Origin of the sequence: Gardnerella vaginalis ATCC 14018 = JCM 11026, from assembly GCF_001042655.1 — a bacterium.
Lineage (GTDB): Bacteria > Actinomycetota > Actinomycetes > Actinomycetales > Bifidobacteriaceae > Bifidobacterium > Bifidobacterium vaginale.
In genome coordinates, this window is record NZ_AP012332.1 from 88,613 (window position 1) to 106,904 (window position 18,292).

Below are 18,292 nucleotides of genomic sequence, written 5' to 3' on the forward strand. Positions count from 1 at the left end.
GACTTAATGGTGGCAAGCATCAATGCCTAAATGCAGCAAAAATATAATAAGAAATCTAACAAAAATCTAATAAAAATAATTTAAATTATAACTGAAAACAATTTAACAATATGGTAAATAAATGGCAAAAACATCAGCCTTATTTATGCAAATAATGTTTTAAATATTGTGATTTGCGATTAATAAGGCAATAGTCAAAGGAGATATGATGAATTATCTAGTTATGCGCCGTGGTATGAAGCTCGCTTGTGCTGTTGCAGCAGCATCGGCTCTTGTTTTCAGCATGAGTGCGTGTGGAAATGCAAGCTCTAGCGACAAGGTTGCGCTGTTAGTGTCTACGCTAAATAATCCATTCTTTGTGGATTTGCGTGATGGTGCGCAAGCGGAAGCCAAGAAGCTGGGAGTTGATTTACAGGTTTCAGATGCTCAGAACGATTCTTCTAAGCAGCAAGATCAGGCTCAAAACGCGCAATCTCAAGGTGCTAAAGCAGTAATTATAAATCCTGTGGATTCCGATGCTGCTGGCCCAGCCGTTGCGCCACTTCTTAGCTCTGGTATGCCTGTGATTTCTGTGGATCGTTCCGTAACTGGCGAAAAAGTTACTTCTCACATTGCCTCCGATAACGTGGCAGGAGGTGCTCAAGCTGCCGATGCGCTCGCTAAGAGCATGGGAGAAAAGGGCGAAGTTCTAATTTTGCAAGGCATCCCAGGTGCTGCTTCTACGCGAGATCGTGGCAAAGGTTTTAAAGATCGCATTAAGAAGTATCCAAATATTAAGGTTGTTGCGGAGCAGACTGCTAACTTTGATCGTGCTGAGGCGTTGAACGTTGCAACCAACTTGTTGCAATCTCATCCGAACGCAGCTGGCATTTACGCCGAGAATGACGAGATGGCATTAGGTGCAATCCAATCATTAGGTGCTAAAGCTGGTAAAGATGTTAAAGTAGTTGGCTTCGATGGTACTGCCGATGGCATGAAGGCCATTAAGGCTGGAACAATGGCTGGCACTATTGCTCAGCAACCAAAGGAGCTTGGGCGTTCTGCCGTTGCTGCAGCTGTAAAAGCCATTAAGAAGCAAACTGTTCCAAAGACTGAGCCAATTACTGTGAAAACAGTTACAGCAAAGAATGTAGCCGATTTCGAGTAATAGTAAATCAAGTAGTACAAAAAAGTAGTAAACCAAATAGTGTGAAAAGTGTACAAAAAGTAGTACAACATTTATATGGCGTTGAAATCGTTGACTTGTATGCTAAGCGTAACAATTAATACGATTTTATTGCATATGCAACGTGTATGTTGTCATCGTTTTCAACGCCGCACTATTTGTTGTTTTTAATATCACATTATTTTGGATGCATTATTTGTAAATATATAAAAAGTAAATATTTAAAATAAGTAAATACAAATAAGTAGATATTTAGTCTTATAACAATCATTACAGCAAGCATTTAAGCTTGATGAGCATTTGCTATTATGCGATTATCACTGTTGATAGTCACTAACGCAAAGTAAAAATTTAATATCATAAGGAGAAAAATGTTAACTCATGGCATCTTGAACTCGCAATTAGCGGCTGCTCTGGCAAAGCTTAGGCATAAGGATCAATTTGTTATTTCTGATTGCGGATTACCAGTTCCACAAGGCGTAGAAGTAATAGATTTAGCTTTAGTGTTTGGAATTCCACGATTTAGCGATGTGCTGAATGCAATCAAAGCTGATTTGGTACTTGAATCAGGCATAATGGCTAAAGAAGCATGCAATAAAAAGCCAGAAGAGTGGGTAAAAGAATCCTTAGGCGTGCCGCTAACATACGTTCCACACGATGGCGATGAAGGTTTTAAAGCTTTAGTTTCACAAGCAAAATTTGTGATTCGTACAGGCGAAACTACGCCATATTCCAACGTTTTATTGCGCTGTGGCGTTCCTTTCTAAATTTCTAAATTGTGGTGTTCTTTTATAAATTTTTAATATTAAAGATTAGTTGCTGATTTAGGAGAAAAATGCATTGTTATAGTAAGCTTGATTCGTTAAGTGGATTAGAAAATATTGCGTCGCTCCGCTTAAACGATTTAAAAGTTACGCAAGAGAATATGCAAGAATCACATAAAGCGGATTCAAACGCTATTGCAATAGTCGGCTCTATGAATGCGGATTATACTATTGTGGCAGATCGTCTTCCTAACCCAGGAGAAACCATTAATGGAAACGAGATTCGCGTGTTGCCAGGTGGAAAATCTGGTAATCAAGCTGTATCGGCTGCAAAACTCGGTGCACACGTTAAAATGTTTGGTGCAGTTGGCAATGATTCCAATGCTGATTTTCTCCTAAATTCTTTGCAATCTTCCGGAGTTGATACAACTTGTGTTCGTCGCGTAGAAAATAAAAAGAGTGGCGCAACTGTGATTACTGTAGATGCGCATAGTGGGGAAAATACTATTGTGTATGCTCCAGGATCTAATTCTTTAGTAGATTGTGAGTATATTCAATCGCCGTTAGTAAAATCCGCTCTTACTAGCGCAAAAGTTCTTGGTCTTTGTTTAGAAAGTCCTTTAGAAACTGTAACTATGTGCGCACAACTAGCGCATGAAAATGGCGTAAAAGTGCTTCTTAACGATTCGCCATTTTTAAACAAGTTGCCTAAAGATTTGATTGATTCTGCGGATATTTTGCTTGTTAACGAGCATGAGATGGCGCAACTTTTGAATATTGAAGAGCCAGATGATGGCGATTGGTATTCTTTTGATTGGAATCATGTAGCTCACGCTATGCATGATTTTGGCTTTGATGAAGCTGTAGTTACTCTTGGCTCTAAAGGCTCTGTAGTGTTGGATTATTCAAAAGAGGATTGCGTATGCATGATTTCCCCTCAGAACGTTAAAGCTGTTGATACAACTGGCTGCGGTGATGCTTTTATGGGCACAATATTAGCTTGTTTGTCTGTAGATATGCGTTTAGACGAAGCTGCCGCGTTAGCGTCTTATGTTTCTGCGTATGCAGCTACTGGTTTTGGCGCTCAAGCTTCTTATGGCACAGTTGAACAAATTCGTCAATTTTTTAATGTTTAAGTGACTGAGTTGTAGGTGATTGCGATATACGCATATTTGTGAGCATTATTAGTTGGTAATTGCATTTTAAATAATACAAAATTTTGACATTCTCAAAAAACTGTGTAATATGCTATAAAAACCAAAAAGCAGTTGGCTGATTTTAGTCACTACAATCAGCTTTACTGCTTTTTACTATATTCATAGTCGCTTCGACGAATTTCCATGTATGTACGAATTTCGCCTAAGCACATTTTTACCTAAAAGGAGGTGTCACTATGAGTGGCATGAAATATGCAATGATCGGTTCTGGAGCTATGGGGTATCGCTATGGCGTTTTGTTGCAGGAAACGGCTGGCATTCATGTTGATTTCATTGATGCCTGGGATGAAAATGTGAATAAGGTTCGCCAGCAAGGCGGCGTAATGGTTAGCCGAGATCACGAGAATCGCCATCTTGTGCCAATCAATATGTATACTCCAGAAGATTATGACGGCGATCCAGATGTGTGGATTGTGTTTATGAAGCAAATGCAGCTTGCGGAGATGTTGGAGCGTTGCAAGCATTTGTTTAAGGATCATCAGGTTGTGTTCGCTGCAATGAACGGTTGGGGCCATTTTGAGAAGCTTCAGCAATATTTCTCGGACGATTGCATTTACGGCGGTACTGCAATGATTGCAACCGTGCTGAATGGCCCGGGCGATGTTGATTTTATTGGTAAAGTTGGCGTTGGCACAATGAATATGTGTGCGTTGAACGAGCAAGTGAGCGATGTTGAGCTTGCTATGCGAGATGATTTTAAGGCTGCTGGCTTGAATCCTACTATTACGGAAGATTTCAAGGGTACTTGCATGGCGAAGGTAGTTTTTAATTCCGTAGTTAACACTTTGTGCACAATGTATCAGATTCAAATGGGTCAGTTTATTTCGTACCCAGGGGCTATGGATATGGCTCGCCAACTTATTGACGAGGCGTACGATGTGTGCGATCGTGCAGGAATTCGTATGGTTAATACGCGTCAGCAGGAGTTGGAGGCTATTGATTACGTGAGCCGAGTGGCAAATCCTTTGCACTATCCTTCTATGTATCAAGATATGAGTCGTGGACGAAAAACAGAGGTTGATTATATCAATGGCTATATTGCGAAGCTTGGTCGCGAAAATGATTACGTGTGCCGCACTCACGAGTTCTTAACGCACGGAGTTCATTTGGCGGAGCTTGCATTTAAATTGCATAATCAGCAGTGATTTGGAGAGCATTCTACAATTCGTACAATGAATGAGAAGGAGACGCGGCTCGTGGTTTTTACTACGGGCCGCTTTTTATTATCCGCGCGTAACATCTAATATGCTGATAAAATTTAGAGTCTAAAATCATAAATACTATTAAATAAATAAAATTATTTGTAATAAATAAAACTGTAATAAAAATACTTATTGACGTAAATTAATGGGGAATGTATGACTACTTTTGACAGATCGAATTTGCCAGAATCCGTGCGCACAAACGGTGCTACGCCAAACCCTTGGTGGGCGAATGCAGTTGTGTATCAGATTTATCCGCGAAGCTTCCAAGATACTAACGGCGACGGAATCGGTGATTTGAAGGGCATTACTTCGCGTCTTGATTATTTGGCTGATTTAGGTGTTGACGTGCTTTGGCTTAGTCCTGTTTACAAGTCTCCGCAAGACGATAACGGCTACGATATTTCCGATTATCAAGATATTGATCCGCTTTTTGGCACTCTAGAAGATATGGACGAGCTTCTGGCAGAAGCGCACAAGCGCGGGCTTAAGATTGTGATGGATTTAGTAGTAAATCACACTTCCGACGAGCACGCTTGGTTCCAGGCTTCAAGAGATGCTTCTAGCGACTACGCGGATTGGTATTGGTGGAGACCAGCGCGCAAAGGTTGCGTTCCTGGGGAGCCAGGTGCTGAGCCAAATAAGTGGGGCTCGTATTTTGGCGGTTCTGCGTGGACTTACGATCCAAAGCGCGGCGAATATTACTTCCACCAGTATTCGCCAAAGCAGCCAGATTTGAATTGGGAAAATCCTGCGGTTCGTGCTGCCGTGTACAAGATGATGAATTGGTGGATGGATCGCGGAATTGACGGCTTCCGTATGGATGTGATTACGCAAATTTCTAAGCGCGTAGATAGCGAAGGACGTTTGCCAGGGGAATACGGTTCGCAGATTGAAGATGCGCCAGCAGGCGACGACGGCTACTCTTCGCCGTATTTCTTCTGCTCCGATGGCCCTCGTTTAGACGAGTTTTTGCGCGAGATGCGCGAGGCGGTTTTCAAGGGTCGTGAAGGTTTCTTAACTGTTGGCGAGGCTCCTGGAATTTCCGCGCATCGAAACACTTATATTACAAATCCTGCTAATGGTGAGCTAGACATGCTCTTCTTGTTCGATCAAGTTAATGTTGATTGCGCAAATGGCACTAAGTGGAATCCTATTCCTCTTAAGTTGACGGCATTAAAGCGCGCAATGGCAGATCAGCAGCAGGCAGTTAGCGAGGCTGGTTGGGCGAGCCTGTTCTTTAATAATCACGATCAACCGCGTGCGCTTTCTCGCTGGGGTAGTGAGGCTAGCGATGAGATGCGCGTGCTTTCCGCTAAGGCGATTGCAATGCTCTTGCACATGCACCGCGGCACTCCGTATGTGTATCAGGGTGAAGAAATTGGCATGACAAACGCGCACTTTACGAGTCTCGAGCAGTATCGCGATTTGGAAGCGTTAAATATGTTTAAGCAGCGCGTAGAAGAAGCGCATATTCAGTCGGCTGAGTCGATGATGGATGCGCTCGCAAAGCGCGGTCGCGATAATTCTCGAACGCCTATGCAATGGAATGCGTCTCAATATGCGGGATTCATGCCTTTTAATGTTCCGTCGCAAAATAATGCACAGCCGTGGATTAGCGTGAATCCTAATTATGTAGATATTAATGCGGCGGAGCAAATGGAAGATTCGGATTCCGTTTACTCGTTCTACAAGCGTTTGATTGAGTTGCGCCATTCGCAGCCTGTTGTTTCGGCTGGTTCTTGGAATTTGGTTGATGCGGATGACGAGTGCGTTTACGCGTTTGTTAGGCAGGTTGAGCAGACTTGTGAGAATGCTAAGGCAGATGAGGCAGGTCTTGAGAATGGTGTGCGTTCTTCAAGCGCGGTTGCTGGCGATTCTTCCTCTGTCTCGATAAAGAAGCTGCTCGTAATGGTAAATATGACGGATTCGTCTGTGGCAATACCTGCTCAAAGTGCCGAATTGTTGCGTAATATCGCCTCTAATGGCGTATCGTATGATGATGTGATGATTTCTACCTACAGCGCGGATCATGCTCTTAAATCACTTAAAAATGGCACGCTTGCGCCTTGGGAGGGAATCGCTGTTAGCTTGCAATAATTATTTTGAAATAGTCACTTTGTAATATTCACTTTGCAATAGTTTCGTCTACTAATTTTGGCAGAGCTTTCGCAATATCTTCGCGTATTATGCGCTCTGCCAAATAATCGTATTGCGTAGCGCCCAGGTTCATTATTGTAATCGGCACTCCTGCGCGAGCGGCTAGCGGCACAAGGCTTGCAGCTGGAAACACTTCTAGCGTGGAGCCAATAACCCACAACTCGCTTGCGTGCATAATCGCCTGCGCGCTGCGTTCCATTGCACCTTCGGGAAGTGCTTCTCCAAAATATACAACGTCTGTTTTTATAAGACCGTTGCAAGGCATGTTTCCGCGGTATGGCAGCGCGCGCCTGCAATGTGGGTCTGGGTGTGCGTCTAAGTCGCGCATAATGTCGGCTGTATTGTAGCTAGCGTGGCAGCTCATGCAATGCGATGTTCCAATGCTTCCGTGCAAGTTCACTACAATATCTGGGCTGTTTCCAGCTTTTTCGTGAAGCGCATCAAAGTTTTGAGTGGCGATTAAGTCCAGCATCCCAGCTTTCTCAAGTTTTACTAGCGATTTGTGTGCTGTTCCTGGCTGAGCGTTCCAAACTGGCGACTCTTTTTGCCAGCGCCAAGAGTAAATGCGTTCCTCTTCACTGCTTAAAAACGCGTCTATATCGTAAACACTCATTTGCTCTGGGTGTTTAGTCCAAACTCCATCTGGGCCTCGAAAGTCTGGAATGCCAGCGCTTGTAGATATTCCGGCGCCTGTTAGAGCCACAATGTGATTGTGTGAGTTGTTCTTGCTGTTTTTCTCGCTATTTCTCATATACCTATATATAGCACGCGAACGCATAGCACGTACACATGTTGTATGCATATATTTTGTTTACGTTGTTTGCGTTGTGTATTTTGATTATTTTGCTCGATTGCTTTGCGCGACACTCCCGGGTTTTGTGTTTTTTATGGTTTTTTGTTTGTTTTTTGGGTTGTTTTTGGTTTTGTGTTGGTGGTTGTGGTGGTTTGTTGTGGTTTTTTGCGTGTTTTCGACACGCCGATGTTTTGGCTTGTTTTCAATGGTTTTGTGGTGTTTGTTTGGTGTTGGTTTGCGTTTTGGTGGGGTTTGGTGTAAGTTTATCTCTTGCTGCTCAGCGCGGCTGGTTCTCCTCGGTTGAGGTTGATGGGCCGGCTGGTGTGGTGGTGGTTTGAGAACTCAAGAGCGTGTCTGTACTACTTATTAGTTAATTATTGCCAGTTCATTGTCAGCCTCACGGATTGTGGGGTGCCTGAGAGATGGTTAAATGATGGTGAGGTTTTTTGTTGGGATGTTCTTTCCTTAAAGAATGTCTCGTCTTTTTCTTTTATATTGGAGCCTTTTGTTGGCTCTTCATTGAAGTTTTTCGTGGAGGGTTCGATTCTGGCTCAGGATGAACGCTGGCGGCGTGCTTAACACATGCAAGTCGAACGGGATCTGACCAGCTTGCTGGTTGGTGAGAGTGGCGAACGGGTGAGTAATGCGTGACCAACCTGCCCCATGCTCCAGAATAGCTCTTGGAAACGGGTGGTAATGCTGGATGCTCCAACTTGACGCATGTCTTGTTGGGAAAGTGTTTAGTGGCATGGGATGGGGTCGCGTCCTATCAGCTTGTAGGCGGGGTAATGGCCCACCTAGGCTTCGACGGGTAGCCGGCCTGAGAGGGCGGACGGCCACATTGGGACTGAGATACGGCCCAGACTCCTACGGGAGGCAGCAGTGGGGAATATTGCGCAATGGGGGAAACCCTGACGCAGCGACGCCGCGTGCGGGATGAAGGCCTTCGGGTTGTAAACCGCTTTTGATTGGGAGCAAGCCTTTTGGGTGAGTGTACCTTTCGAATAAGCGCCGGCTAACTACGTGCCAGCAGCCGCGGTAATACGTAGGGCGCAAGCGTTATCCGGAATTATTGGGCGTAAAGAGCTTGTAGGCGGTTCGTCGCGTCTGGTGTGAAAGCCCATCGCTTAACGGTGGGTTTGCGCCGGGTACGGGCGGGCTAGAGTGCAGTAGGGGAGACTGGAATTCTCGGTGTAACGGTGGAATGTGTAGATATCGGGAAGAACACCAATGGCGAAGGCAGGTCTCTGGGCTGTTACTGACGCTGAGAAGCGAAAGCGTGGGGAGCGAACAGGATTAGATACCCTGGTAGTCCACGCCGTAAACGGTGGACGCTGGATGTGGGGCCCATTCCACGGGTTCTGTGTCGGAGCTAACGCGTTAAGCGTCCCGCCTGGGGAGTACGGCCGCAAGGCTAAAACTCAAAGAAATTGACGGGGGCCCGCACAAGCGGCGGAGCATGCGGATTAATTCGATGCAACGCGAAGAACCTTACCTGGGCTTGACATGTGCCTGACGACTGCAGAGATGTGGTTTCCTTTCGGGGCAGGTTCACAGGTGGTGCATGGTCGTCGTCAGCTCGTGTCGTGAGATGTTGGGTTAAGTCCCGCAACGAGCGCAACCCTCGCCCTGTGTTGCCAGCGGGTTATGCCGGGAACTCACGGGGGACCGCCGGGGTTAACTCGGAGGAAGGTGGGGATGACGTCAGATCATCATGCCCCTTACGTCCAGGGCTTCACGCATGCTACAATGGCCAGTACAACGGGTTGCTTCATGGTGACATGGTGCTAATCCCTTAAAACTGGTCTCAGTTCGGATCGTAGTCTGCAACTCGACTACGTGAAGGCGGAGTCGCTAGTAATCGCGAATCAGCAACGTCGCGGTGAATGCGTTCCCGGGCCTTGTACACACCGCCCGTCAAGTCATGAAAGTGGGCAGCACCCGAAGCCGGTGGCCTAACCCTTTTGGGATGGAGCCGTCTAAGGTGAGGCTCGTGATTGGGACTAAGTCGTAACAAGGTAGCCGTACCGGAAGGTGCGGCTGGATCACCTCCTTTCTACGGAGTTTTTGTGCACGCTCGGTTGAGTGTGGTTACTGGTGTGGAAAACAATAGTTAATGTTTTTAGATGAGTTTGTTGGGCATGCTTTTGGGTTCCCGGATTGCCACCCCCCTTTTTTGGGGTTGCGGTCCTGGCCCTTGGATTACAGGTTGAGGCTTTTTGGTTTTTGGCTTGTGTTCTTGGTGTTTGGTGGTTTGAGAACTGGATAGTGGACGCGAGTAAGAATAGTGAGACTGTTTTTTGGTTTTGCTTGTTTTTACTTTTATCAATTTCAACCGGCTCCATTTTGGTGGAGTCGCTTGATCGTTTTGTGATCGTTTAGTGTGATGATTTATTGTCTAGAGAGTTAAGCGATAGGCTTTTTACTGGTGTATCACTGGTAAGGGCGTATGGTGGATGCCTTGGTAGACAGGACCGATGAAGGACGTGACGGGCTGCGATATGCCTCGGGGAGCTGCCGAGTGGGCTTTGATCCGAGGATTTCCGAATGGGGAGACCCGGCCACTGTTATGGGTGGTCACCACAGTTTTTGTGGGGGGTACGCAGGGAAGTGAAACATCTCAGTACCTGCAGGAAAGGATACTCCGTGAGTAGTGGCGAGCGAAAGCGGATCAGGCTAAACCGAGTACGTGTGATAACCGTCAGGTGTTGCGTATTCGGGGTCGTGGGATTGACTGTTCAGCCTCTGACGGGGTTGAGAAGAGTGATAAAATGTCGTGTTATGTGAATGGGATTGAATTCCCAGCCGTAGAGGGTGATGGCCCCGTAGCAGGTTGCGCGATGTCTTTTTATGTTTATTCCCAAGTAGCGCGGGCCTCGTGGAATCCCGCGTGAATCTGCCCAGACCGTTGGGTAAGCCTAAGTATTCCTGTCTGACCGATAGTGTACTAGTACCGTGAGGGAAAGGTGAAAAGCACCCCGGGAGGGGAGTGAAATAGTTCCTGAAACCGTGCGCTTACAATCCGTCGGAGCCTTCTTTGTGGGGTGACGGCGTGCCTATCGAAAAATGAGTCTGCGAGTCAGTGGTATGTGGCGAGGCTAACCCGGGTGGGGGAGCCGTAGCGAAAGCGAGTTTTAAAAGGCGTTTTAGTCGCATGTCCTGGACCCGAAGCGGGATGATCTAGCCCTGAGCAGGTTGAAGCGCGGGTAAGACCGTGTGGAGGACCGAACCCACCTAGGTTGAAAACTGGGGGGATGACTTGGGGTTAGGGGTGAAAGGCCAATCAAATTCCGTGATAGCTGGTTCTCTCCGAAATGCATTTAGGTGCAGCGTCATGTTATTGCTTGCAGGGGGTAGAGCTACTGGATGCTTGCGGGCCCATACCGGGTACTAATAGCAGCCAAACTCCGAATACCTGTTAGGTTTATCATGGCAGTGAGTCGGCGGGGGATAAGCTCCGTCGTCAAAAGGGAAACAGCCCTGATCGTCGTCTAAGGTCCCGAAGCGCGTGCTAAGTGGGAAAGGATGTGGAGTCGCATAGACAGCCAGGAGGTTGGCTCAGAAGCAGCCATCCTTGAAAGAGTGCGTAACAGCTCACTGGTCTAGTGGTTCCGCGCCGACAATGTAGCGGGGCTTAAGCACGCCACCGAAGACGCGGCTGCATGATTTAGTTCATGTGGGGTAGGAGAGCGTCCTGTATGGGGTGAAGCGGCAGTGTGAACTTGTCGTGGACTATACGGGAGTGAGAATGCAGACATGAGTAGCGAGAGACAGGTGTGAATCCTGTCCGCTGAATGACTAAGGGTTCCGGGGCCACGTTCGTCGTCCCCGGGTGAGTCGAGTCCTAAGGCGAGGCCGACAGGCGTAGTCGAATGGATGAACGGGTTGATATTCCCGTACCGGTGTTACACCGTTCGAACTGAATCTGAGAGTACTAACCTTCGTTATTCTGGTTGATTATCTTTCGGGGTTTTCTTCTGGTTTAGTGTTGGGAGCGTATCGGTAGTAGGTTAGCGTGGGAGTGACGCGGGTAGGTAGCCGGCTGCGGAGGTGGTTTTCCGTGGCTAAGCGTGTGGGCTGTCTCCTAGGTAAATCCGGGGGATGTTTAAGCTGAGGCGTGATGGGTAGGCTGTAAGGCTGATTCCGGTGATCCTGCTTGCCGAGAAAAGCTTCAACGTGAGGTGTGATTCCGCTCGTACCCTAAACCGACACTGGTGGTCTGGTAGAGTATACCAAAGCGATCGGGCGAATCCTGGCCAAGGAACTCGGCAAATTACTCCCGTGCCTTCGGCATAAGGGAGACCCCTGATGGTGATATGGTTTCACATTGTTGAGCTGTTGGGGGTGGCACAAGCTAGGGGGTAGCGACTGTTTACCAAAAACACAGGAGCGTGCGAAGGCGTAAGCCGCTGTATACGCTCTGACGCCTGCCCGGTGCCGGAAGGTTAAGAGGATCCGTTAGCTTCGGTGAAGCGGTGAATTTAAGCCCCGGTAAACGGCGGTGGTAACTATAACCATCCTAAGGTAGCGAAATTCCTTGTCGGGTAAGTTCCGACCTGCACGAATGGCGTAACGACTTCCCCACTGTCTCGGCCAGGAGCCCGGCGAAATTGCAGTACGAGTAAAGATGCTCGTTAAGCGCAGAAGGACGAAAAGACCCCGGGACCTTTACTATACCTTGGTATTGTCGTTAGGTGTGGATCGTGTAGCATAGGCGGGAGGCTGTGAAGCGTGGGCGCTAGCTTGCGTGGAGTCGATCAGTGAAATACCGCTCTTTCCATATCTGGCGTCTAACCTCGACACGTTATCCGTGTTAGGGACAGTGCCTGGCGGGTAGTTTAACTGGGGCGGTTGCCTCCTAAAGAGTAACGGAGGCGCTCAATGGTCCGCTCAGCCCGGTTGGCAATCGGGTGTTGAGTGTAATCGCACAAGCGGGCTTGACTGTGAGACTGACGGGTCGAGCAGGGACGAAAGTCGGAGATAGTGATCCGGTGCCGGCGTACGGACGTGGCATCGCTCAACGGATAAAAGGTACCCCGGGGATAACAGGCTGATCATTCCCAAGAGTCCATATCGACGGGATGGTTTGGCACCTCGATGTCGGCTCGTCGCATCCTGGGGCTGGAGCAGGTCCCAAGGGTTCGGCTGTTCGCCGATTAAAGCGGCACGCGAGCTGGGTTCAGAACGTCGTGAGACAGTTTGGTCTCTATCCTCTGCGCTCGTTGGAATGTTGAGGAGACCTGCCCATAGTACGAGAGGACCTGGGTGGACGAACCTCTGGTATGCCGGTCGTCACGCCAGTGGCGCTGCCGGTTAGCTACGTTTGGAAGGGATAACCGCTGAAAGCATCTAAGCGGGAAGCCTGCTCCAAGATTAGCATTCCTTGCACTTTGTGTGTGAGCCCCCATGTAGAACACGTGGTTGATAGGCTGGATGTGGAAGCCCTGTAAGGGGTGGAGCTGACCAGTACTAATGGGCGATTGTGATACTACTTGTATTGCTTATCGTTTAATTCTCTTAGATAGTATGGAGTGTTAGACGGTCATTTTATGGTTAAGTTGTTGATTTTGATGATTGTTTTTCTGTTGCTCGCGTTCATGTCCGGTTCCCAAACCGCCAATTTGCCGCTCGTTTAAAGCGAGTGTATAATCTAGTTTTGCGGTGGTCATGGCTCAGGTGAGACGCCCGGTCCCATTCCGAACCCGGAAGCTAAGGCCTGACACGGTGAGGGTACTGCACTCGATAGGGTGTGGGAGACTAGCACGCTGCCGCATTATTCTTTCTAGCGGGGAACTTGATTGTTCCCCGCTTTTTTATTATTTAAGTTTAGGTTATCGTTCGCGCGCACGATTCACGCGCTTACTGTAGTGCGATTGTACTTGATTTACGTCGTGTCGTTATACAAACGCACTACATGGAAGGTCCTCGTTCGCGCGGTCTAAGCGCGCTCACGTCTTCGCCGCCGTAGAAGCACACCGTGCTTCTACGCTAAGCGGCTCAGCGCTCCGAATTACCTTTTCGCGCTACGCTCTAAGCGAAAAGGCAGGTCGGAGCGCATATAAATAACGTCATAACGAACATATATAGTCAAACATAGGTTCGGGGTGCGCATAAGCGCTGAGATTATACCCGTTGAACCTGATCTAGTTAGTACTAGCGAAGGGAAAATCATGACTACTGTGTCGTGCTCTAAAAATAGTGAATTCTCAACTAATGCTCGTTGCAAGCAATTCGTTCAAGATGTACGTGAATGCATCGAAGCTTTGCGCGCAAAAAATCCACTAACACATTGCGTAACGAATAATGTTGTTCAAGAAATAACGGCAAACGTTCTGCTAGCTGCTGGTGCATCGCCAGCAATGGTCGTAGATGCAGAAGAAGCTGAAGTCTTTGCTCAAATCGCATCTGGTGTATTAGTAAACATTGGAACGTACAGGCCAGTAGACAAAGAATCTATGGATGCTGCGATTCGCGGAGCTGTAAAAGCGCACACTCCATGGGTTCTTGACCCAGTTGCAGTTGGCGGTTTAGCTCCACGCACGCAATACGCGCGCGAAATTGTTAAAAGTCATCCTGCTGTAATTCGTGCCAACGCTTCCGAAATCTTAGGCTTAGCTGGAGAAGAAAGCGGCGGTAAAGGCGTAGACGCTGGAGATTCCGTTGATTCGGCAGTTGCAGCAGCTAAGAAGCTAGTTAAACGCTACGGCTCGGTAGTGGCTATTTCTGGCGAAAAAGACGCTATTTATGGTCATGGATGCTCGGCACGAGTTTCTGGCGGCCACGAAATAATGACGAAAGTAGTCGGCACGGGCTGCTCTCTTGGCGCGTTGGTGGCAGCATACGTTGGAGCAAATCGAAATCGACCTTTTGCAGCAACAGTTGCCGCGCACGTACACGCTGCTGCAGCAGGAACTTGGGCAGCGCAACGCTCAACATTGCCAGGGTCATTTAGAAAATTATGGATGGATGCGCTTATGGATTTGAGCGCAGACGAGATGCTGAAATTAGCGAATATTGAATTTGAACTCGATCCTGTTGATTGGTCTTTATACTTTATAACAGACCCAAAGATGAGTGATCGAGCCGAAGAAGATATTGCAGTTGATTGCGTTAAAGGCGGAGCAAGCGTAGTCCAATTGCGCGATAAGTACGCAAATAGCGAAACTTTTAACAATAAAGCTCAAAGCCTGCGAGACAAAATGCTTGCTAATGGTTGCGGAGACGTGCCGATTTTTGTTGACGATCGTATAGATTGCGCTAAAAGCTTAGGGTTCAACTTGCATGTTGGTCAAACAGACACGCCTTATATTGAAGCGCGTAAGTCTATTCCTGCAGAGTGGATGGTTGGACTTTCTATAGAAAAGTTAGAACAGTTAGATTACGTTTATAACGAATGTGCTAAAGAAAATGTGGCATTGCCTGATGTTATTGGAATAGGCCCAATTTGGCCTACTGCCACTAAGCCAGACGCTGCTCCTGCTTTAGGAGTTGAAGGAGTAGAAAAGATTGCTAAACGCGCTAAAGAACTCGGCATTAGCACTCTAGGAATCGGCGGAGTTAATGAAAATACCGTGTTTCCTATTAAAAGCACTTCAATAGATGGTTTATGCGTAGTATCTGCTCTAATGCTTGCGCAAAATCCTTGCGAAGAAGCACACAAATTACGCGATGCCATTACAAAGGAATAAAAATAATGAATAATCAATTTTCGCAAACTCAAGCACCTTTGCAATCAATTTCTAAATTATATGATTCAAGTCTAAGGCCATCTTCCCTACCTTCTTTAGAAGAGCCAATTATTCCGCGAGTGCTAAGCATTGCTGGAACTGATCCAACAGGCGGAGCTGGAATTCAAGCTGATCTAAAATCAATCACAGCATCTCATGGATTTGCAATGTGTGTAACAACTAATTTGGTTGCTCAAAACACTTGCGGTGTGCGCGAAGTTTATACTCCTCCAACCGACTTTTTGCAAGCGCAACTAGAAGCAGTATTTGATGACGTAACTATTGATGCTGTAAAAATCGGCATGCTTGGAGACAAATCATATATTAGCCTAGTTCAAGATTGGCTTAAGAATCATCCTGTTCCTGTTGTTGTGTTAGACCCAGTGATGGTAGCAACTTCGGGAGATAGGTTGCTTGAAAAGTCTGCAGAAGATGCAATGCGTGAGTTTGCACCTCTTGCGGATGTGATTACGCCAAACATACCTGAACTCGCAGTATTATGCGATAAACAGCCTGCATCTAATTTTGAAGAAGCTTATGCTCAAGCAAGCGAGTGGTGTGCAAAAAACAATACTATTGTTATTGTTAAAGGCGGCCACTTAACAAGCGAAGATGCTGGTAATACTGTTGTGTTCCCAGATGGCCACAGAGTGCACGTTCCTTGCCCTAGGGTTGATACAACAACAACGCATGGCACAGGCTGCTCGCTATCTTCCTCGCTTGCTACGCGCATAGGATTAGCGTTGCGAGAAGGCAAGAAGCTAAGCGATTACAGTACAGTAGCGGATGCTCTAGCATGGTCGTCAAGATGGCTTAACGAAGCTATTGCTTGCGGTAAAGATTTGCATGTTGGCAAAGGTCATGGGCCTGTGAACCATGCTGCTCGTAATTATCGTTTGGAATTAGATTCTTCGTCAACTCCTTGGGAACATATGCAAACTAGTGGCTTAGACGGATTAACTGCGCAAAGCGTAGTCGTAAAAGCTCATAGCAAGGCTAGAAAGCCAAATGTGGAGCCTTGTGGCCCTTGGACTCAAGCTTTATGGGATGCTAGTGCAGATGTCGATAACAACATTATGAAAATGCCATTTATTAAGGCTTTAGGTAATGGAACGCTTGACTCCGACTTGTTTGCTTTCTACATAAGTCAAGATTCTGAATACTTGAAGCGTTACTCGCGCGCGCTAGCTGCTGTTGGAGCTAAAACGCCAGATAATGAAGCTAGAGTGCATTGGGCTACGGGCGCAGCTATGTGCATAGAAGCGGAATCGCAGTTGCACAGAGATTGGCTTGGAAGCAGAAATATAAGCATTGATGCGTCTTGCTCGCCAGTAACGTTAGCTTACGTAAATCACTTACTTGCTTCTACAATGGCAGAAGATTACGTGATTGGAGCTGCATCCATATTGCCATGCTATTGGCTTTATGAAGAAGTGGGACAAATTTTAGTCAAAAATAATACTCCTGAAAACCCATATCATGATTGGATTTCAATGTATTCTTCTAATGATTTTGAGTCAGGAGTAAGAATGGCAGTTAAATTTGTTGAGAGAGCTTTTGAAGAAGCTGGCCCACAGGCTCGAATTCTTGCTGCTCAAGCATATATGACTTCATGCATTTACGAGTATGAGTTCTTTAATCAAGCTCATAGAGCATTGAGGTAGATGGTTTGATAGCTTGATAGCGCTGATGCATTGACTTCGTCTTTATTAACAAAATCTAGAAGATTTGAAGATGAGTAAAAGCGTCAGCGCATTTTTATAATACGCATGTCTCTTATTTATTGTTGATTTTCTGAGCAGCGCAGATGCACAAGTGACTTGCTTAAGACCTTGCTTAAGACTTAAATCGTGAGTAGTAAAAGTTACCTAAATTCGCTAGTCAATTTTCCTATCTGCATATTTTCCCATTTTCATATCTCCCTATCTTCCTATCTTGCAAAACTCAAAGTACTTTGGAAAATATCAAATAGAATTGCATTCAATGACGGTTATGCATTTGCGATGATTTTGTATGCAATGCCTATTTACTGAATTGATAAATAGGCATATACTTATATGTGTGAAGCGAAAAGAGTTGGAGAAAAAACTCAATCAGCTTGCAAGAAGTACTAATAGACAAATAACTTGGTCTGAGGGCGGTAATCATAGCAAAGTTTGCATTGGCGAATTGGCTACTACTGTTCCGAGGCATAATGAAATAAATGAGCTTACTGCTAGAAGCATTATTAGATATTTTGAAAGGAACCTGCAGGCATGATAGGAGCAATGAGTGTTACTGAGCATGATAATGCAACAAATTGTTTGCAAAAGGTGACTGCTATAGCTCGCAGATGCGATGACTGGTGGGCTATAGAAGTGCCAGAAATACCAGGATTATTTACTCAAGTACGTAGGCTTGATAAGGTTGCAGCAATGGTAAAAGATGCTGCTGCAACTTTAAATGTTAAAGTCAATTGCGTGGAAGTAACTCCGAAACTTAGTGAGCAAGATGAGCTTATGCTTCAGCGCATGTTAGATGCAAAATCTGCAGCTATAAAAACTCAAGAAGAAGCGTCTATACTTATGCGTGAAACAGTTCGTATACTAAGGAATCAGGGATTGACGGTTCGTGATGTTGCAGAGCTTACGGGGGTTACTCCGCAGCGAATAAGCTCGCTTAAATCTTAGTGATTTAATGCAATGCGGTTGGGGCTATGCACAAGCAAGTTGCTCAGTAGTGTATAAACTCTATGCAAAACAAATCAATAGCGGATAAATAAGTAAAGGTCAAGTCGTAGGATGTGTGGCTACAACTTGACCTTTGAAAATTGCGATATGTTTTTAAGTTAAAATCGCAGTCTAATGCTTTTATTTATTCTTGGCAATTCCAAGAGCTTTTGAACTTTCATCCTTGTCAAGGCCTATAAATAAAAGCACGATTATGCCAATAATCAGCGGAACATAACCGTATCCAGATCCGTGGATTATGCCGAATATTTCCATAAGTCCATTTGCTATTACGGCTAGTGAAGATACTATAAAATATAGTTGAGCGCACCACGGTTTTTTAATGAGAAACATGGTTGCAAGACCAAATAATCCAGCGATAATTTGAGGCACTCCCCATAGATAATCATTACGCATTACAATCAGCGCAATTCCGCTAGCAAGAAATACACCATTGGCTATTGTCCAAAATACGGATGGAATTTGTGCTTTTGTATCTTCTAAATTACTCATATTCTTCTCCTTCTAATACAAGAAAATAATTGTGTATATCAAA

The 18,292-nt window shown here is 46.0% G+C and carries 12 protein-coding genes, 3 rRNA genes and 1 riboswitch; of the genes, 13 read left to right on the forward strand and 2 right to left on the reverse strand.

Going from position 1 to position 18,292, the window contains the following annotated elements; all coding sequences use genetic code 11:
• Positions 1-208: 208 nt before the first annotated feature.
• The 5 genes from GAVG_RS00360 to GAVG_RS00380 all read left to right on the forward strand — a co-directional run bounded on the left by GAVG_RS00360 (position 209) and on the right by GAVG_RS00380 (position 6,448).
• Positions 209-1,147: a D-ribose ABC transporter substrate-binding protein gene (locus GAVG_RS00360; protein WP_004116565.1), complete on the forward strand. Its 939-nt coding sequence runs from the start codon at positions 209-211 to the stop codon at positions 1,145-1,147.
• Between the two features lie 389 nt (positions 1,148-1,536).
• A complete protein-coding gene (gene rbsD, locus GAVG_RS00365; RefSeq protein WP_004116568.1) occupies positions 1,537-1,932 on the forward strand; it encodes a D-ribose pyranase in 396 nt (131 codons plus the stop codon).
• Positions 1,933-2,000: 68 nt separating this feature from the next.
• Positions 2,001-3,065, forward strand: a complete 1,065-nt coding sequence (locus GAVG_RS00370; protein ID WP_009994500.1) for a ribokinase — start codon at positions 2,001-2,003, stop codon at positions 3,063-3,065.
• 257 nt (positions 3,066-3,322) lie between these two features.
• The gene (locus GAVG_RS00375; RefSeq protein WP_009994499.1) at positions 3,323-4,291 is read left to right on the forward strand and encodes a ketopantoate reductase family protein; all 969 of its coding nucleotides are present in this window, start codon (positions 3,323-3,325) and stop codon (positions 4,289-4,291) included.
• Positions 4,292-4,504: 213 nt separating this feature from the next.
• Positions 4,505-6,448, forward strand: coding sequence for an alpha-glucosidase (locus tag GAVG_RS00380; RefSeq protein WP_009994497.1), 1,944 nt, complete (start codon positions 4,505-4,507; stop codon positions 6,446-6,448).
• Positions 6,449-6,476: 28 nt separating this feature from the next.
• Here the strand turns inward: GAVG_RS00380 and GAVG_RS00385 are convergent, their stop codons facing one another.
• Positions 6,477-7,259, reverse strand: coding sequence for an SIR2 family NAD-dependent protein deacylase (locus GAVG_RS00385; RefSeq protein WP_009994495.1), 783 nt, complete (start codon positions 7,257-7,259; stop codon positions 6,477-6,479).
• Between the two features lie 38 nt (positions 7,260-7,297).
• On the opposite strand from GAVG_RS00385, the gene GAVG_RS07205 reads away from it, so the two are divergent.
• The 8 genes from GAVG_RS07205 (at position 7,298) to GAVG_RS00420 (ending at position 17,697) form a co-directional block, all read left to right on the forward strand.
• Positions 7,298-7,639, forward strand: a complete 342-nt coding sequence (locus GAVG_RS07205; protein ID WP_116285251.1) for a hypothetical protein — start codon at positions 7,298-7,300, stop codon at positions 7,637-7,639.
• A 190-nt stretch (positions 7,640-7,829) separates the two neighbouring features.
• Positions 7,830-9,357 (forward strand): 16S ribosomal RNA (locus GAVG_RS00390).
• A 373-nt stretch (positions 9,358-9,730) separates the two neighbouring features.
• Positions 9,731-12,793: ribosomal RNA gene (locus tag GAVG_RS00395) — 23S ribosomal RNA — on the forward strand.
• 165 nt (positions 12,794-12,958) lie between these two features.
• A 5S ribosomal RNA gene (rrf, locus tag GAVG_RS00400) occupies positions 12,959-13,075 on the forward strand.
• Together the 16S, 23S and 5S rRNA genes form the textbook arrangement of a ribosomal RNA operon.
• A 316-nt stretch (positions 13,076-13,391) precedes the next feature.
• Positions 13,392-13,484, forward strand: a riboswitch (TPP riboswitch).
• A complete protein-coding gene (gene thiM, locus GAVG_RS00405; RefSeq protein ID WP_009994090.1) occupies positions 13,472-14,989 on the forward strand; it encodes a hydroxyethylthiazole kinase in 1,518 nt (505 codons plus the stop codon). It overlaps the preceding riboswitch by 13 nt.
• A gap of 5 nt (positions 14,990-14,994) precedes the next feature.
• The gene (locus tag GAVG_RS00410) at positions 14,995-16,692 is read left to right on the forward strand and encodes a bifunctional hydroxymethylpyrimidine kinase/phosphomethylpyrimidine kinase (RefSeq protein WP_013399395.1); all 1,698 of its coding nucleotides are present in this window, start codon (positions 14,995-14,997) and stop codon (positions 16,690-16,692) included.
• 397 nt (positions 16,693-17,089) lie between these two features.
• Entirely contained in the window at positions 17,090-17,287 is a 198-nt protein-coding gene (locus tag GAVG_RS07465; protein WP_004112856.1) for a hypothetical protein, read from the forward strand.
• A complete protein-coding gene (locus GAVG_RS00420) occupies positions 17,284-17,697 on the forward strand; it encodes a transcriptional regulator (protein ID WP_004113737.1) in 414 nt (137 codons plus the stop codon). Before GAVG_RS07465 ends, GAVG_RS00420 begins: the two co-directional genes overlap by 4 nt.
• A 180-nt stretch (positions 17,698-17,877) precedes the next feature.
• Here the strand turns inward: GAVG_RS00420 and GAVG_RS00425 are convergent, their stop codons facing one another.
• Positions 17,878-18,249, reverse strand: coding sequence for a hypothetical protein (locus tag GAVG_RS00425; protein WP_004112863.1), 372 nt, complete (start codon positions 18,247-18,249; stop codon positions 17,878-17,880).
• Positions 18,250-18,292: the final 43 nt, after the last annotated feature.

Coding starts and splice junctions, on each gene's coding strand:
- GAVG_RS00360 (WP_004116565.1), top strand. CDS start 209: ATGAATTATCTAGTTATGCGCCGTGGTATGAAGCTCGCTTGTGCTGTT.
- rbsD (WP_004116568.1), top strand. CDS start 1,537: ATGTTAACTCATGGCATCTTGAACTCGCAATTAGCGGCTGCTCTGGCA.
- GAVG_RS00370 (WP_009994500.1), top strand. CDS start 2,001: ATGCATTGTTATAGTAAGCTTGATTCGTTAAGTGGATTAGAAAATATT.
- GAVG_RS00375 (WP_009994499.1), top strand. CDS start 3,323: ATGAGTGGCATGAAATATGCAATGATCGGTTCTGGAGCTATGGGGTAT.
- GAVG_RS00380 (WP_009994497.1), top strand. CDS start 4,505: ATGACTACTTTTGACAGATCGAATTTGCCAGAATCCGTGCGCACAAAC.
- GAVG_RS00385 (WP_009994495.1), bottom strand. CDS start 7,259: ATGAGAAATAGCGAGAAAAACAGCAAGAACAACTCACACAATCACATT.
- GAVG_RS07205 (WP_116285251.1), top strand. CDS start 7,298: ATGTTGTATGCATATATTTTGTTTACGTTGTTTGCGTTGTGTATTTTG.
- thiM (WP_009994090.1), top strand. CDS start 13,472: ATGACTACTGTGTCGTGCTCTAAAAATAGTGAATTCTCAACTAATGCT.
- GAVG_RS00410 (WP_013399395.1), top strand. CDS start 14,995: ATGAATAATCAATTTTCGCAAACTCAAGCACCTTTGCAATCAATTTCT.
- GAVG_RS00420 (WP_004113737.1), top strand. CDS start 17,284: ATGATAGGAGCAATGAGTGTTACTGAGCATGATAATGCAACAAATTGT.
- GAVG_RS00425 (WP_004112863.1), bottom strand. CDS start 18,249: ATGAGTAATTTAGAAGATACAAAAGCACAAATTCCATCCGTATTTTGG.